The 16742-nt window shown below is 48.1% G+C and carries 13 protein-coding genes; 11 read left to right on the forward strand and 2 right to left on the reverse strand.

Features of this window, described 5'->3' with window-relative positions:
* The first annotated feature begins 139 nt into the window (after positions 1-139).
* Both B5F07_RS09490 and B5F07_RS09495 read left to right on the forward strand, forming a co-directional pair.
* A complete protein-coding gene (locus B5F07_RS09490; protein ID WP_087161042.1) occupies positions 140-1618 on the forward strand; it encodes a family 43 glycosylhydrolase in 1479 nt (492 codons plus the stop codon).
* A complete protein-coding gene (locus B5F07_RS09495) occupies positions 1597-4800 on the forward strand; it encodes a beta-glucosidase (protein ID WP_087161043.1) in 3204 nt (1067 codons plus the stop codon). Before B5F07_RS09490 ends, B5F07_RS09495 begins: the two co-directional genes overlap by 22 nt.
* Before the next feature lie 62 nt (positions 4801-4862).
* On the opposite strand, the gene B5F07_RS09500 is transcribed toward B5F07_RS09495, so the two are convergent.
* On the reverse strand, positions 4863-6095 hold the full coding sequence (locus tag B5F07_RS09500) for an argininosuccinate synthase (RefSeq protein WP_087161044.1): 1233 nt from the start codon (positions 6093-6095) through the stop codon (positions 4863-4865).
* Positions 6096-6448: 353 nt separating this feature from the next.
* Here B5F07_RS09500 and B5F07_RS09505 point away from each other — a divergent pair, with 353 nt between their 5' ends.
* The 4 genes from B5F07_RS09505 (at position 6449) to B5F07_RS09520 (ending at position 10540) form a co-directional block, all read left to right on the forward strand.
* The gene (locus B5F07_RS09505) at positions 6449-7030 is read left to right on the forward strand and encodes an SOS response-associated peptidase (RefSeq protein ID WP_087161045.1); all 582 of its coding nucleotides are present in this window, start codon (positions 6449-6451) and stop codon (positions 7028-7030) included.
* 43 nt (positions 7031-7073) lie between these two features.
* A complete protein-coding gene (locus B5F07_RS09510; RefSeq protein WP_087161046.1) occupies positions 7074-8171 on the forward strand; it encodes a tetratricopeptide repeat-containing glycosyltransferase family 2 protein in 1098 nt (365 codons plus the stop codon).
* A gap of 623 nt (positions 8172-8794) precedes the next feature.
* Positions 8795-9127, forward strand: coding sequence for a hypothetical protein (locus tag B5F07_RS23055; protein WP_242972486.1), 333 nt, complete (start codon positions 8795-8797; stop codon positions 9125-9127).
* A 177-nt stretch (positions 9128-9304) separates the two neighbouring features.
* Entirely contained in the window at positions 9305-10540 is a 1236-nt protein-coding gene (locus B5F07_RS09520) for a MalY/PatB family protein (protein ID WP_087161048.1), read from the forward strand.
* A 113-nt stretch (positions 10541-10653) separates the two neighbouring features.
* Here B5F07_RS09520 and B5F07_RS09525 read toward each other — a convergent pair whose 3' ends face one another.
* On the reverse strand, positions 10654-11574 hold the full coding sequence (locus B5F07_RS09525) for a helix-turn-helix transcriptional regulator (protein ID WP_162613099.1): 921 nt from the start codon (positions 11572-11574) through the stop codon (positions 10654-10656).
* Positions 11575-11847: 273 nt separating this feature from the next.
* Between B5F07_RS09525 and B5F07_RS09530 the strand changes: the two genes are divergently transcribed.
* The 5 genes from B5F07_RS09530 to B5F07_RS09555 all read left to right on the forward strand — a co-directional run bounded on the left by B5F07_RS09530 (position 11848) and on the right by B5F07_RS09555 (position 16741).
* The gene (locus tag B5F07_RS09530) at positions 11848-12621 is read left to right on the forward strand and encodes an MATE family efflux transporter (RefSeq protein WP_330397778.1); all 774 of its coding nucleotides are present in this window, start codon (positions 11848-11850) and stop codon (positions 12619-12621) included.
* 136 nt (positions 12622-12757) lie between these two features.
* Positions 12758-13381 carry a DapH/DapD/GlmU-related protein gene (locus B5F07_RS09535; RefSeq protein WP_242972487.1) on the forward strand — a complete coding sequence of 208 codons (624 nt, stop codon included), beginning with the start codon at positions 12758-12760 and terminating at the stop codon, positions 13379-13381.
* 134 nt (positions 13382-13515) lie between these two features.
* Positions 13516-14943: a cytochrome c biogenesis protein/redoxin gene (locus tag B5F07_RS23565; protein ID WP_087161050.1), complete on the forward strand. Its 1428-nt coding sequence runs from the start codon at positions 13516-13518 to the stop codon at positions 14941-14943.
* A 76-nt stretch (positions 14944-15019) separates the two neighbouring features.
* Positions 15020-15619 (forward strand): MerR family transcriptional regulator, encoded by a 600-nt coding sequence (locus tag B5F07_RS09545; protein ID WP_087161051.1) that lies wholly within the window; start codon positions 15020-15022, stop codon positions 15617-15619.
* A 309-nt stretch (positions 15620-15928) separates the two neighbouring features.
* On the forward strand, positions 15929-16741 hold the full coding sequence (locus B5F07_RS09555) for a DNA-3-methyladenine glycosylase family protein (protein WP_087161104.1): 813 nt from the start codon (positions 15929-15931) through the stop codon (positions 16739-16741).
* The last annotated feature ends 1 nt before the right edge of the window (position 16742 follow it).

A 16742-nucleotide genomic window follows, 5' to 3' on the forward strand; every position in this document is an offset into this window, starting at 1 on the left:
GAAACTGGAGAAATGGAAAGAAAGAACAGACAGAATGACAGATTTTGCCGTCTGAGATTCAGTTTATGACAGGATTGTTTACAAAATTTCACGATGTGATAATTTGTAAACACAGGTTAAGAGGAAAGGAGGAGAGAGAATGAAGGGACAGGCTTTTAATCCTTATCTGCCGGAGTATGAGTACATACCGGACGGTGAGCCTTATGTGTTCGGCGACCGGGTCTATGTGTACGGCTCCCATGACCGGTTCGGCGCTCCCATGTTCTGTATGAATGATTATGTGTGCTGGTCGGCGCCTGCGGATGACTTGAGCGACTGGCGGTATGAGGGAGTGATCTTCCGAAAAAACCAGGATCCGAAGAACCGCCTCGGCGTCCGGCTTCTGTTTGCACCGGATATTACCCGGGGACCGGACGGAAGCTTTTATCTGTATTATGCGTTTGATTTTATGGGAATCATGGGCGTGGCAAAGGCGGATTCGCCGGTAGGACCGTTCGAGTTTTACGGGCATGTGCAGTATGCGGACGGAACACTGTGGGGCAGGAAAAAGGGAGACAGCTTTCCGTTTGATCCGGGAATCTTTGTGGACGATGACGGAAGGGTATATCTGTATTCCGGATTTTACACTCCTGTGCCTGCGATTGTCACAGGATTCCGTTCACTGGGATTTATGGGCGGATATGTTCTGGAACTGGAACAGGATATGAAGACGATCCGAAAGCCGGAGAAGCTGCTGTTTCCCAAAGAGGGCAAAGGATCTTTTGAGAACCACGAGTTCTTTGAGGCAAGCTCCATGCGGAAGTATAACGGAAAATATTATTTCGTCTATTCTTCCCGGCATAACCATGAACTGTGTTATGCGGTAAGCAAAAGCCCCACAGAAGGATTCCGGTTCGGGGGGACACTGGTGAGCAACGGAGATCTTTTCCTGGACGGGAACGAGGATGAGAGCCATGCTGCAAATTACATCGGAAATACGCATGGCAGCCTGCTCCACCTGAACGGAAAATACTATATCTTCTACCATCGGCATACCAACCGCAGTTCCTATGCGCGGCAGGCCTGCGCGGAGGAGATTGTGATGGATGAAAACGGACATTTCCAACAGGCAGAGATGACAAGCTGCGGGCTGAACGGCGGACCGTTAAAAGGCATTGGCAGATATGAGGCGCGGATCGCCTGCAATCTCTGGTCGAAAAAAGGAACCGGAAGATATGACTGTAAGAATCCGAAAAAGGTATTCGCAGATGACCCGTATTTTACACAGGATAAAAAAGACGGGGATGAGAGTGCAAGACAGTATATCGCCAATATGCGGGATGGAGCGGTGGCAGGGTTTAAGTATTTCGAGATCAGAAAACTGAAAAAAATAGGCGTAGTGATAAGCGGATATGCGTCCGGTATAATAAAAGTGTCGGAAAGCCGGGATTTCAGCCGGGTAAATGCAGAAATTATAATAGAGCTTGAGAGCAGTACGCCTGTAGATTTTGAAGTAGCCTGCAGTATTTCTGACGGAAAAAAAGCGTTGTTTTTCAAATTTTGTGGAACAGGTAGTTTTGATTTTTGGGATATTGAACTTTCAGGAGAGGAAAATGTATGGAAAAGAGAAAAAAACTGAGAATGAATAATACTAAATTCCGGATTATATTAATCCCTATTTTAGCTGTTTTTGTTGTTTTTGCGATTGTTCTGACAACAGTTACTAACTATTTCACTTCTTCTCTGGACACGTTTCTCGGAAAAGGAGAGAGAACTGCAACAACACCATCAGGAACAGACGGTTGGGATACCAACTATTACGATTTTAAGACGGGAAGCCAGGAGGAAGCTCGGGAAGCCAGTGCAGCCGTTGCTGAGCAGATCGCAGATGAAGGCGAAGTCCTTCTGAAAAATGATGGACTTCTGCCTTTGTCAAAGGAAACGGAAATAACACCATTAGGGTATCGTTACATAAATCCTATAATGAGCGGAAGCGGATCAGGCAGTACGAATACATCAGCAGATTATGTATACACTCCGCAGAGAGGCCTTAAAGAGGCATTTGATAATGTTAATGATGCTGCTGCAGAAGCAATGGCAGAAAGTCAACCGACAGAAATCACACCTGTCGCAACGAGCGGAGAAGGCGGTCAGACTGCATTTCTTGGCGCATCTGTCAATATTTCTGAATATCCGCTGGAAGTATATCAGAGTATATCAGATACATGTAAAGATACGATAGGAATTATTTTTATCGGAAGAGCAAGCGGAGAAGGCGGAGATTTATATACCCAGGAGTATACGGACGGGACACCACACCAGTTGGCGCTTACATCGGCAGAAAGAGATATGATCAAATTTGCGGAAGAAAACTGTAAAGGTGTCGTAGTTGTACTGAATTCATGCAATACTATGCAGATTCCGGAACTGGAAGATGATGATGAAATTAATGCGATTATACAGATGTGTACGCCGGGTGCAATGGGATTTAAATCTCTTGGCAAAATTTTAAATGGTACGGTTACTCCATCAGGAAGAACAGTAGATACTTTTGCAGCCGACCATACAATGACGCCGACCTTTGTCAATTTTAATAATGGGACGGGGAATACGGTATATGAAAATACTTCATATACAAGGGATATCTGGCTTGCGGCATTTAAAGGCGGATCAGAATTCAAGGCACCGTTCCGGGAATACGAGGAAGATGTCTATCTGGGCTACCGCTGGTATGAAACGGCTGCTGATCTGGGATACTTTACATCTGATAACCTGCCGGAAGGAGTAACAGATCCGTATTACAACCGTGATAATGGCGTTGTTTATCCGTTTGGATACGGGCTCTCATACACAACATTCGACCAGGAAATTACGGAATTTACCGATCAAGGGAATACAATAGATATTTCTGTTAAGGTAACAAATACTGGTGATACTTATGCAGGAAAAGAAGTCGTTCAGTTATACTATGAAGCACCATATACACAGTTTGATATTGATAATAGTATTGAAAAATCAACAGTAAACCTTATTGATTACCAGAAAACAGATATTCTCCAGCCGGGAGAGTCACAGACACTTTCGTTCACGCTTGAAAAAGAAGATATGGCGTCTTACTGTTATACACATCATAACGAAAATGGCACAACAGGATGCTACGTTCTGGAAAATGGAGAATATACGGTTTCTGTCCGGGCAAACAGTCATGAAATTTATGATACCCGTACTTTTAGTGTAGAAGATACATTCTGGTATGACGGATCAGACGAAGATCATATCCGCCAGTCAGAAAAAGAGGGGCAGTCCCAGTGGGATGCGGAAGGAAATCCGACAGGAACGCCGGAAAATCCGGATTCCGGGTTCGTTGCAGCGACAAATCAGTTCGAGCATGCCAATCAGTATATGACGGATGAAGAGGTCGGTCATGATGTGACAATTCTGACCCGCAGCGACTGGGCGGATACCCAGCCAAGCGCTCCGACAGAAGAAACCCGGCAGGCAAGCGATACGGTAAAAGAGTGGCTGGATTATGGATACGCTACCTATGATCTTGGAAATGGCATATGGGATGCTGATACTGATCCGGTTTTGGGAAATGTGGAAGGCAGTGAAGTATATGTACCGGAATCAGAAATGCCGGAGTCGGATCAGGACAATGGTCTGACACTGTCTGATATGAGAGGACTCGATTATTACGATCCGCTGTGGGATGAATTGCTGGATCAGATTGATTATGCAAGCGATGAAATCAACTCTGCTCTTTTTGTCAACGGTTATGCATCAGGAAAATTAAGTTCTGTTGGTAAAATGGCAACATCAGAGCATGACGGACCGCAGGGAATCGGACTAAACGATAACGAAGGAAACAGTTGGGTAGACTGCTGTTCTTTCCCGGCGGCGACTACTATGGCACAGACTTATAATGTAGAACTTGCATATGAGATGGGAAAAGCTGTTGCGGAAGAAAATTACTGGATTGATGGAGGCGGTTGGTATGCCCCGGCTGTAAATCTTCACTGGTCACCGTTTTCGGGAAGAAACTATGAATACTATTCGGAGGATCCAATTGTATCTGGAAAGATGGCTGCAAAAGTGATTTCCGGTGCAGGAGATAACGGAACGTACTGTGCTTTAAAACATTTTGCCATGGTTGATCAGGAGGAACAGAGATGGTGGATTCCATCTGTGTGGGCGACAGAACAGACAATCCGTGAACTTTATCTGAAACCATTTGAAATGGCAGTGAAGGAGTCTGTTAAAACGATCAAATATATTTCTGATGACCAGGGAACCGTATCTACAAAGACAATGCGGGCATGTGACTGTATGATGTCAAGCGGATGGTCTGGAATTGGAGGAATCTGGACAGCATATGATTATAATCTTCTTACGAATGTTTTAAGGAATGAATGGGGATTCCAGGGATTTGTGATCACAGACTACGATCAGGGAAATGGACCGAATGATGATATTGCTGTAAACAGAATGGTCAGAGCAGGTACAGACCAGCATATGATTGATAATACGATGAGTCCCGGAAAATATACGGAGACTGATAACGCGACAGGCGTAACTGCACTGCGGAAGGCTGTAAAGAATACATTGTTCACTATGGCAAATTCTGCACAGGTAAATGGGGCTGCTCCGGGAGCTGAAGTTTACTATTCGATGTCTCCATGGAGGATTGCCGTAATTGCTGTCGATATAGTAATCGGACTCGGAACTTTGTGGGGAATTGCGGTAATGATAATCCGTTCGAAGGACGCAAAAAAGAATCCTGAGAGATATAAAAAGTCAAAGAAAAAGAATGAATCTGTATAAAAATCAGAAGCAGCCGGGAATTTTTCCCGGCTGTCTTTATTAATGAACGAAAATTCTGTTTTTTATTTCGTCTCTTCTTTCTTCAGCTCACGCATCTTCATAGCGCGGACCTTCAGCGGCAGTCCGAACAGATTGATGAATCCGTCCGCATCGTGGTGATCGTAGAGATCGCCTGTTGTGAAGCTTGCCAGTGACTCGCTGTACAGCGAATACGGGGAAGTTTCTCCCGCACGGATGATGTTGCCTTTGTAAAGTTTGAACTTCACTTCTCCGGTTACATACTGCTGTGTCACATCAACGAATGCCTGGATCGCCTCGCGCAGCGGTGTGAACCATTTTCCTTCGTAGACCACCTGTGCAAGTTTATTGCCCATCTCTTTCTTGACCTCATAAACTGCACGGTCAAGTACAAGCTCCTCAAGCTGCTGGTGTGCTTCCATGAGGATCGTTCCGCCAGGTGTCTCATACACGCCGCGGGATTTCATGCCGACAACGCGGTTCTCCACGATATCGATGATTCCGATGCCGTGCTTCCCGCCCAGGCGGTTCAGTTCGCGGATAATATCGGAAACTTTCATGGCCTTTCCGTTCAATGTCTTCGGAACACCTGCCTCGAATGTCATGGTCACATATTCCGGTTCATCCGGAGCCTTCTCCGGGGTTACGCTCAATACAAGAAGATCATCATAGTTCGGCTCCTGGGAAGGATCCTCAAGTTCCAGTCCCTCGTGGCTGATATGCCAGATGTTGCGGTCACGGCTGTAGCTGTGCTTCGTGTCAAATGGAAGATCAATGCCGTGTTTCTTGCAGTACTCGATTTCATCCTCACGGGACTGCATGGTCCATACATCCGTCATACGCCATGGAGCGATGATCTTGATGTCCGGGGCAAGAGCCTTGATGGAAAGCTCAAAACGGATCTGATCGTTTCCTTTTCCGGTTGCACCGTGGCAGATTGCAACCGCGCCTTCTTTTCTTGCAATTTCAACAAGCTTCTTTGCGATAACCGGGCGCGCCATGGATGTTCCGAGAAGATATTTGTTCTCATAAACTGCTCCTGCCTTTACGCACGGCATGATGTAATCGTCGCAGAACTCATCCACAATATTTTCAATATATAATTTGGAAGCGCCGGAGAGTTTCGCCCTCTCGTCCAGGCCGTCCAGTTCTTCGCCCTGCCCGCAGTCTACGCAGCAGCAGATGACGTCATAACCGAACGTCTCCTTCAGCCATGGAATGATTGCAGTCGTGTCAAGACCGCCGGAATACGCTAAAACTACTTTTTCTTTACTCATGGTAAATGCCTCCTGAAATGTATTTTTATTAATCTGCCGCCTGCAGTACAGTGACGGCTCAGATATGGGTTATGTACTTTTGGAATGTACGATTCATGCACCGCCTGTGCGGGCTAACACATACTATACACTACATTTAATAATTATGCAAGTGAAAATTTATAAAAATTCATATAGATGCAAATATTTATAAAAATATGCATAAAAATGCAAATATCATGATTCTTTATGCATAAAAGAGAATATGTGTGAAATATCTGCTTGCTCTGGAAAAAGAAATGATTATATAATGGAAAATAGTGGAAATACATGAGTAACGGAAATAACAGAAAAGAAACAGCAGGAAAAGCAGAATGAGCAAACAGAAGAAAGAGGTGTGTGAGATGTGCGGCAGATATTTTACAGGAGGTCTGTTGGAGAGGAAGGATATCTGTCCTTCTGACCAGGCAGTGATTCTGTGCAGAGGGGGTGCAGCCGGAGAAAGGCACATGGATGGGAAGATTGTCCGGTCGGGGGCTGTATGGGGATTTCCCGCTCCGGAGGGGAATCGGCTGATCATCAATGCACGGGCGGAAAGCGCTTTGGAGCGCAGGATGTTCTGTGACAGGATCCGGCGGGAAAGGTGTGTGGTTCCGGCAGGAGGATTTTATGAGTGGAACCGGCTCAAAGAGAAAAGCGAATTTACCCGGAATGAAGGAAAAAACATGTACATGGCGGGAATCTGCGGAGAGTTCGCCGGTCAGAAAAGATTTGTCATACTGACAACAAAGGCAAATGAGAGTGTCAGTCCTGTCCATGAACGGATGCCGCTTATCCTTGAAGAATCCGAGATTGAACCGTGGATTCTGGATGATGGCCTGGTGGAATATTTTCTGGCTAAAAAACCGTCATCTCTCAAACGGGATCAGGAGTATGAACAGTTAAGTCTGTTCTGACATATTATGGAAAAAGCATAAAATGTAGTATCAGGGGAGAAGAATGGCTTCCATCAGTTTGTGTATGATTGTAAGAGACGAGGAGGATGTGCTGGGCCGATGTCTGGAAAGTGCCGGAGAACTTGTAGATGAGATTATTATTGTGGACACGGGCTCAAAGGATAAAACAAAAGAAAAAGCATTACAGTATACGGACAAGATCTATGACTATTCCTGGCAGGATGATTTTTCAGCTGCCAGGAATTTTTCTCTGGCAAAAGGGACGAAGGACTTCCTGATGTGGCTGGATGCTGACGATGTGATATCCGCAGATGATGCCGGAAAATTTAAGCGTTTGAAGGAGAAGATGGAATCGGATACGGATATGGTGATGATGCCGTATATTACAGCATTTGATGAGAGTGGAAAAGCTGTGTTCTCTTATTACAGAGAGCGGATATTCAGAAACAGACGTGGATTTGCGTTTCGGGGGAGAGTCCATGAGGCTGTAACTCCTGCGGGAAAAATCGTTTACTGGGATGCAGCCGTGGAACACAGGAAAGTTCATCCGGGAAACAGTACGAGAAATCTTCGGATCTATGAAAATATGGAACGGTCCGGAGAGTATTTTGACAGCCGGTCACTTTACTATTATGGAAGAGAGCTGATCGGACATAAAAAATATGAGAAAGCAATCCGGATTCTGGAAGAGTTTTTGGGCAGAGAAGATGCCTGGGTGGAAAACAGGATTGATGCGACAAGACGGCTGGCTGATGCGTGGTACGCAAAGGACAATGATAAAAATGCACTGAAGGCTCTCCTGAAAGCTCTGGAGTATGATGTCCCCAGAGGAGAAACATGCTGCTGTCTGGGACGGCATTTCCAGGAGCGGGGGCAGTATGAACAGGCTGTATACTGGTATACACAGGCACTTGCGGCAAAAAAGAATATGATGTCAGGAGCTTTTATCGAGGAAGATTGTTATGGTTTTCTTCCGGCAATTTCGCTGTGTGTGTGCCATGACAGGATGGGAGATCTGGAACAGGCGGAATATTATAATGAAATGGCGGGAAAATTCCGGCCGGATTCTCCGTATTATCTGCAGAACAGGGAGTATTTCAGAGGGGTGAAAGATAAGCAAAATCAAAATACCCACATATAGTAATAAGGAATCAGAATAAAAGGAGGGAAGAATATATGTTATGGTTCAGAAAAAAATCGGATACAGAAGGAAGAATCCCAGAAGGAGTGCAGGAGCAGGCAGTCGGAAACGGCAGTGAAACAGAATCCTGCAGCTGCAGAAGAGATTTCTTCGGACGGCCCTGCTGTCCGGAAACGTGTCCTTGCAAAGGACCAACCGGAGCGACGGGTCCGACCGGTCCCAGTGGAGCAACTGGTCCGAGCGGCCCGAGCGGGGCAACCGGTCCAACAGGTCCGACCGGTCCGAGCGGAGTAACCGGTCCAATAGGTCCGACCGGTCCGAGCGGAGTAACCGGTCCAACAGGTCCGACCGGCCCGAGCGGGTCAACCGGTCCAACGGGACCGACCGGCCCGAGCGGGGCAACTGGTCCAACGGGTCCAAGCGGAGCAACCGGTCCGAGCGGGGCAACCGGCCCCACAGGTCCGAGTGGAGCAACCGGCCCGAGTGGAGCAACGGGACCAACGGGACCGACCGGAGGCAACTCTTCTCCGGAGCTTCTGGCAGCTTATTCTACGCCGTCACAGACCGGGACATCAGGTAGTCCGCTTATCTTTGACCGCAACGCAGTGTCAAGTGGAGACGCAGTGACTCATACACAGAACAGCGGCAGTATTGTGATACAGGAGCCGGGATTTTATGAGGTGTCTTTCCACGGAACATTCGGTTCGGTCAGCGGGGCTGATTTCCCGTCAACGGTTTCCGTCTATCTGGAACAGCAGGGGCAGGTGGTCCCCGGTACGAATGTGCAGCATACGTTCCACACGACTTCCGATACAAGCGGTCTTTCTTTTTCACAGATTGTCAATGTGTCAGAGGTCCCGGCTACACTGGAGATCATAGGACAGGGAACAGACTGGTTTTACAGTGGAATCACTCTTACGGTAAACCGTCTGGGCGGAGATGGAACAGAATCGTAGGAAAGCCAGAGAAAAGTAAAAACGGATTATGCAAAAGAATACCGGCAGGCGTCCCGTAAGGGGCGCCTGAACCGGAGAATTTGGCAGTGAGAGCTATCACTTCGGGAAAGATGATTTTCCTGTCTGTTTGTGATAGAATAGGACAGGAGAAATGATACGAGAAAAGAGGAGAGAAAGATGAAATACGATTTTACCAGTATTTTGGACAGGCGCGGAAAGGATGCGATTGCGGTGGACGCGCCGGAGATGGAAGGAATTTTCGGCTCGGATTATTTCGGGCAGGCGAAACTGAAACCCGGATTTGACCGGATTCCGATGTGGGTGGCAGACATGAATTTTCCCACCGTACCCACAATTCCGGAAGCGATTATTGAGCGGGCGAAACATCCGGCATATGGCTATTTTGCACCGCGGGATGAGTATTTTGATGAGATTATCCGATGGCATGAGAAACGCAACGGTGTGACCGGATTAAAGAGAGAACATATCGGTTATGAAAATGGAGTTCTGGGCGGCGTGATCAGCGCTTTGAATGTTCTCTGCTCAAAAGGAGACTCCGTGCTGCTGCATTCTCCGACCTATATCGGTTTTACCGGATCAATCGGCGGAAACGGATATAATATGGTGCTGAGCCCCCTGGTTCAGGATGAGGAAGGAATCTGGCGGATGGATTATGAGGATATGGAAAAGAAGATCGTGGAGAATCACATCCACGCCGCTGTTTTCTGTTCGCCCCACAACCCCACGGGAAGAGTGTGGGAGCGGGAAGAGATGGAAAAGATGATGGAGATTTACCGGAAATATGACGTCTATGTAGTCTGCGATGAAATCTGGTCCGACCTGATTCTCAATGACAACAGACATATTCCGCTTCAGAGCATTTCCGAGGATGCCAGGAACCGGACTGTGGCGGTCTATGCCCCGTCCAAGACTTTTAATCTGGCAGGGCTGATCGGAAGCTACCATATCGTTTACAACAGGTGGCTCCGGGAAAGAATGGACAAGGAATCCTCCCTTTCCCATTACAACAGCATGAATATGCTGTCCATGTACGCTTTGATCGGCGCTTATAAACCGGAGGGCTATGAGTGGGTGGACGAGCTCTGCCAGGTGCTCAGCGGGAATATCAATTTTGCCTGTGATTTTATCCGGGAGCATTTCAAAGGCGTGAGAGTGTCAAAACCCCAGGGAACGTACATGCTTCTTCTGGACTGTGAAGAATGGTGCAGGGCGAACGGCGTATCTATCGGAGAACTGCAGGTGAAAGGTCTGGAGGTTGGCGTGCTCTGGCAGGACGGGCGTCCTTTCCACAGCGAATACGGAATCCGTATGAATCTGGCTCTGCCGTTTTCACGGGTGAAAGAAGCCTTTGAGCGTCTGGACCGGTATGTATTCAACGGGACACAGGAGTAATGCGTTGGAGAGAGAAAAAAAGACGGGGAAGGCGTGACTCGCATGAGCCGCGCCTTCTCCTGTCTGGAACGGTCTGCTTTTCGCCGGCCTCTCATCTGTTTCCCGTCCGCTTTTCATTTGTTATCTGCTGTCTTCTGCCATCTTTTCCGCATCTCTGAGGGGCTGATTTTCAGCCATTTCCGAAATGTCTCAGCGTAATAACTGGCATTGGAAAATCCTACTGACAGGGCGATCTCCGTAATGGACAGATCCATATTCCGAAGCAGTTCCACACTTTTGTCCAGACGGTAATGAGTCAGGTATTCCCCGGGAGTCTGGGAATAGTATCTGGCAAAGAGCCGGCAGCATTTACTCTGTCCGACAGCCCCGGCAGCGGCGATCTGGGCGAGAGTAATCTTATTTCTGTAATTTTTCTGAATAAATCCCACCATATTTTTCATAATGACAAGATCCTGGCTGGGGGCATGATCCGTTCCGGTATCCTCCGGGGCATGTTCGCAGAGCAGCCCCCAGATCCGGGCAAAGGCGGACAGTGCAAAGAGGGGAATTGTGTTTTTTGCTTGTCTGTTCCGGGAAAGTTCTTCATTTTCAGAAAAAAGTCTGCGCAGCAGGGAAAGAATCTCTTCCTGCCAGTCAATTTCCGGGAAAAGCAGGGAGTAAGGCATCCGGCTGTTGCGGATCAGGGGGAGGATGAAATCACTTTCAAAAGGATACATGGAGCACAGAAGCATGGGATGGAAGAGGATGCACAGAAAATCGCATTCGCTTTCTGAATCCGAAAATACGAAATGCATCTGTCCCGAATTGACAAAGATTCCTTCTCCGCTTTTCATGGTTACAATCTCTCCGTTTATGTTGTACTGCATCTGCCCCGAAAGGATGCAGATCAGTTCCACATCATCGTGCCAGTGGTTCGGGGCACGGTAATCCGGGTAAAGGGAGAGAAGCCCTCTGCGGATATAGACAGGATAACCGGGGAAGGTATAGCGGACTTTTTCCGAGCGGTCATCGTTTAAAAGAATCGATGGCGTCATGGAAAGAGACCCAGTTCGGGATTGGGGCTGGAACATAAATATCACCTCGCAGGATTGTTATGGAATCTGACAGATATCTGATAGATATTCTGTATTTGGTACAGTAAAATTATATTTGATACGGCGAAACGTGTCAAGCGGCCGGCATGTGTCAGAACATGCGGTCTGTCGGGCGGCAAAACCTGTCAGGTGGTTGACAGTATCGGGCGGCGAAAGCCGTCAGGTGACCGGATATGCCGGCAATATATACGGAAAGAAGGGAATTTTGGAAATATGGATGACAAAGAATTTCGCAGAAAGCTGGTCAGCCTTGTACTGCCCATCACATTCCAGCAGTTTATGCTTGCAGTGGTCAGCGCCTGTGACGCGCTGATGGTTGGAGTGATCAGCCAGGATCTGCTCTCGGCGGTATCCCTGGCGAGCCAGATTACTTTCGTATACAATCTGTTTTCCGCTGCGCTGACCATCGGGACAAGCATGTTTGCGGCGCAGTACTGGGGGAAGGGGGACAGAAGATCCATTGAGAAAATACTGGGAATCGTGCTGAGAACCTCTCTTGGCGTGTCCATGGTCTTCTTTCTGGCGGCGGTCTTTTTCCCGGATCTTCTGATGAAGATCTTCACAGCGGACCCGATTCTGGCAGAGTATGGCTCCGGCTATCTGAGGATCGTGGGAATCACGTATCTTCTGTGCGGCATATCCCAGATCTATCTGTGCATTATGAAAAACAGCGGTCTGGCGGCGAAAAGCATGGTGATCAGCTCGACTGCTGCGGTGTTGAATATTTTCCTGAACGCAGTGCTGATCTACGGACTTTTCGGCGCGCCGAGGATGGAGGCAGAGGGAGCTGCTGCGGCATTATATGGTGGGAAAATATGTAAACAGCACGACCATCGGCGGTATTTTCTGCGCGGGCGGAGATTCCAGATTCGGGTTCCTGTGCGATACGGTTACTCTCTGGTGCTTTACAGTTCCGGCGGGGTTTCTGGCGGCATTTGTGCTCAAATGGCATGTCCTCGCCGTGTATTTCATCATCAGCCTGGATGAGATCGTTAAGCTGCCGGCTGTATACAGGAGATATAAACGGTATGTGTGGCTGAAGGATCTGACGAAGGTCGGAGGAAGCGGAAAATAAGAGGATGCTGGAAGGAAAACCCGAAAAGAAAAGACGGAGGGAGAAAAGATGAAGGAAAAAAAGATGACAATGCGGGAGAGAATCATGCAGGGAAAACTGTTTACCGATGAGTGCGAGGGGCTGCCAGAGGAACGGCTTGCCGCGAAGAAACGAATGAAAGCATTTAACGATTCTGCACCGGATGAGACAGAGAAAAGGCAGGCGCTTCTGACGGAGATTTTCGGAAAGAAGACGGACGTCTGGATCGAGCCGCCGTTTTACTTCTGCTATGGGACTCACATTTCGGTTGGAGAAGGGTCTTACATTAATATGAACTGTAATTTTATTGATGATGGATCGATTAGCATCGGAAAAAATGTCATGTTCGGTCCGGCTGTTACGGTTGCAACCGTGGGACATCCGGTAAATCCCGGACTGCGGGGATACATGTATACAGATCCGGTGAGGATCGGCGACAACTGCTGGATCGGCGCGAACGTGATGATCTGTCCCGGCGTTTCAATCGGGGAGAACAGCGTGATCGGAGCGGGCAGCGTGGTGACACGCGATATCCCGGCAGGTTCTGTCGCTGCGGGGAATCCCTGCCGCGTGATCCGTGAAATTGGAGAGCGGGACGAAGTGTACTATTATAAGGAACGGAAGATCGAGCTGCCGGAAGAGCAGCAGGAGTGATGTTTATCCGATTTCACGGAAGTCCGGAATGAACGGAAAAGAAACAGAAAAATTTTTCGGGAAAATGTGATTCTGTCACTGACTGTAGAGAAATAGTATGATATACTGGCAGAAAAATGACAGGAGAAGCATTTATGGGATTTACGATAGAGACAAGTATATCAGCGATTACGGTTTTTCTGCAGGGGCTTTTAAGCTTTTTCTCGCCCTGTGTTCTTCCGCTCGTCCCCCTTTATCTGGGGTATCTTTCCGGTGGGATCGGCGCGGAGAGCAGGAGACAGGAGAGTAAGAAGGATGAAAATCAGTCCGGAAGCGTGGGACAGTCCGGCAAAGTGCAGTCCGGACACAGGGATGGGCTCGCAGGGGGCAGGATGCGGATTTTCCTGCGCGTTCTCTTTTTCGCGCTAGGGATCAGCGCCGCCTTTTTCGTCCTCGGTCTGGGAGCGACGGCGGCGGGAAGTTTCCTGAATGAGAACCGCATGCTCTTTGCCCGGATCGGGGGAGTGCTGATCATTCTGTTCGGTCTGTACCAGATGGGCGTGTTCGGCAGTTCCAGGCTCCTGGGAGAGGAACATCGCATCCCCTTCCATCTGGAAAAGATGACCATGTCTCCTGTTACGGCTCTGATTATGGGCTTTACTTTCAGCTTTGCCTGGACGCCCTGCGTGGGACCTGCGCTTACCAGCGTGCTTCTGATGGCAGGCAGCGCCCAGAGCAGTGCGAAAGGTTTTCTGCTGATCGGAGTATATACGCTTGGGTTTGTTCTGCCGTTTCTTGCTGCGGGAATCTTTACATCGCAGTTGCTTGGATTTTTCCGGAAGCATATGAAAGTTGTTCGCTATACGGTGAAAATCGGCGGCGTGCTCATGATTCTCATGGGTGTTCTCATGTTTACCGGGACGATGAATAATATCACCGGGTATCTTTCCACGGTGCAGCAGGCAGAATCCGAAGGCGGGGATACAGCCGGCACGGAGAATGTGGCTGATACGGAGAGCGCCGGGCAGCAGGAGAGCTCTGCGGAAAGTCAGACAGATGAAAACAGTGCAGCGGCCAGTCAGACAGAGAATGAAGAGAACCAGTCCGGGAACGCGGACGGAAGCTCTGAGGAAAACCGTACGAAAGCCTATGATTTTACTTTGACAGACCAGTATGGCAACACCCATACACTGTCAGATTACGAGGGAAAAGTGATCTTCCTGAATTTCTGGGGAACCTGGTGTCCGCCGTGCAGGGCGGAGATGCCGGATATCCAGAAGCTCTATGAGGAGTATGCTTCCCAGGGTGACGATGCTGAGGTGGTGATCCTCGGCGCGGCAGCGCCCGGCATGGGGCAGGAAGGATCGAAAGAAGAGATTACTTCATTTATGGAAGAAAACGGATACACTTATCCGGTACTCATGGATGAGACATATGAGATGTTTAACTGGTATGGGATCACAGCCTTTCCTACCACTTTCATGATTGACAGGGAAGGATATGTTTATGGTTATGTAAGCGGTCAGATGACCGAGGATATCATGCGCAGCATTATCGACCAGACGTTAAGCGGGGGAAAATAAATATTTTTCTTTCAAATTCTTGACCTTCCAGGGACTTGAAGGTGTATAAAGAAGGCGGAAACGGAGGAATGAGGCTGTGAATATAAAAGATGCAGAACGGCTGACCGGACTGAAAAAGGCAAATATCCGCTATTATGAAGAGATGGGGCTTCTGACACCGGAGAGAAACGAGCAGAATAATTACCGGGAATATGGGGAGCGGGAGATCAGGATCCTGGAACGCATCAAACTTTTGCGGCTTGCCGGTGTTCCTATACAGGAGATCCGAAAGCTTCAGGAAGGAAAGTCATCCGTGCCGGAGATTATGCAAAAGCGAAGAATGGAACTTGCTGCGGAGATGGAACACCTGAGAGAACTGGAGGACCTCTGCAGAAAACTGGAAAGACAGGGAACAACATTCGAAAGCCTGGATCCGGCAGTGCTGGATTATGGCAGCCTTTTCTTTAAAAAGAAAGGAGAGGTTCTGATGAAGACAGACAGAAACCGGAAATATGAGCAGCTGATGGATCTGGTACGGACGCTGATGTGTGTGGCTGCGGCACTGGGAGTACTTGTACCGTTTGCAGGACGTGTTGCCGGTATGCACGTGCCGGGCTGGTTTGTCGCCTTTCACCTGTTTGTCCTGGCTGTGCTGTTTGTATGTTTCTGCATATTCCGGTATAAAAGCGTAGAATAAATATGAAATATAAAATTTTGATTGACTGATCAGAAAAGAGAATTGAGACATGCGCAGAGAGCGGAGAAAATCCGACTCTGCTGATATGTCTCTTCTTTTACCCATTTTTTTATTAACTTATTTAATTATCCGCGCAGTACAGCCGGATGATTGGCAGAATACGCTCCCCTTAACACTTGCAGGAGTCCGGAAAAGCCAGTATAATAAAGAACGTGAATATGCAGGAATATACATGGACTATGCATAGTCACAAAAGAAATAAATCTACAGAAGAAACAAATATACAGAAGAAACGGAATGACGGAAACGATGGTTACGATACAAAATGAATATTTTTCCATTCCGCAGATCTGTGATTCCGGACAGTGCTTCCGCATGGAGAAGACCGGGGACCATGTCTACGAGCTGGTGGCAGGGAACCGGTATCTGAAGATCCGTATAGAGGAAAATGAGACGGTACTGGAGTGCACCAGGGAAGAGTACGAGGAATTCTGGAAGTCTTACTTTGATCTGGAGAGCTGTTATGAGGACTACATATCCGGGATTGATGAGCATGACGCTTACCTGAAAGAGGCTGCGGCGTTTGGAAAGGGGATCCGGATTCTGCGCCAGGATGTGTGGGAGATGATTATTACCTTTATTTTAAGCCAACAGAACAATATTCCCAGAATTAAAGGGATGATCCGCGCGCTTTCCCGCCGTTACGGAAGAAAGATCGAGATGCCGGATGGAATAATATTTGACGCATTTCCGGAACCGCAAGGTCTGGCAGAAGCCACAGAAGAGGAATTGAGGGAGATGAAATTCGGCTACCGCAGCCGCTATATTGTCGGAACAGCGAAGAAGATCACCTCCGGGGAAGTGAATCTGGAAGAAATCGCAGAGATGGACTATCCGCAGGCGAGGAAAGAACTGATGAAACTTCCCGGAGTGGGCGGCAAGGTGGCGGACTGCATCTGCCTGTTTGCCCTGCATCAGCTGGATGCATTTCCGGTGGATACACACATCCGGCAGGTGTTGGATGCCAGGTATGAGAACGGTTTCCCGTTTGAAAGATACCGGGGCTTTGCCGGGGTGCTGCAGCAGTACATTTTCTATTTTGATTTGAAAGGAGAAAAGTGAG

The organism is Lachnoclostridium sp. An169 (genome assembly GCF_002160525.1).
Taxonomy (GTDB): domain Bacteria; phylum Bacillota; class Clostridia; order Lachnospirales; family Lachnospiraceae; genus Mediterraneibacter; species Mediterraneibacter cottocaccae.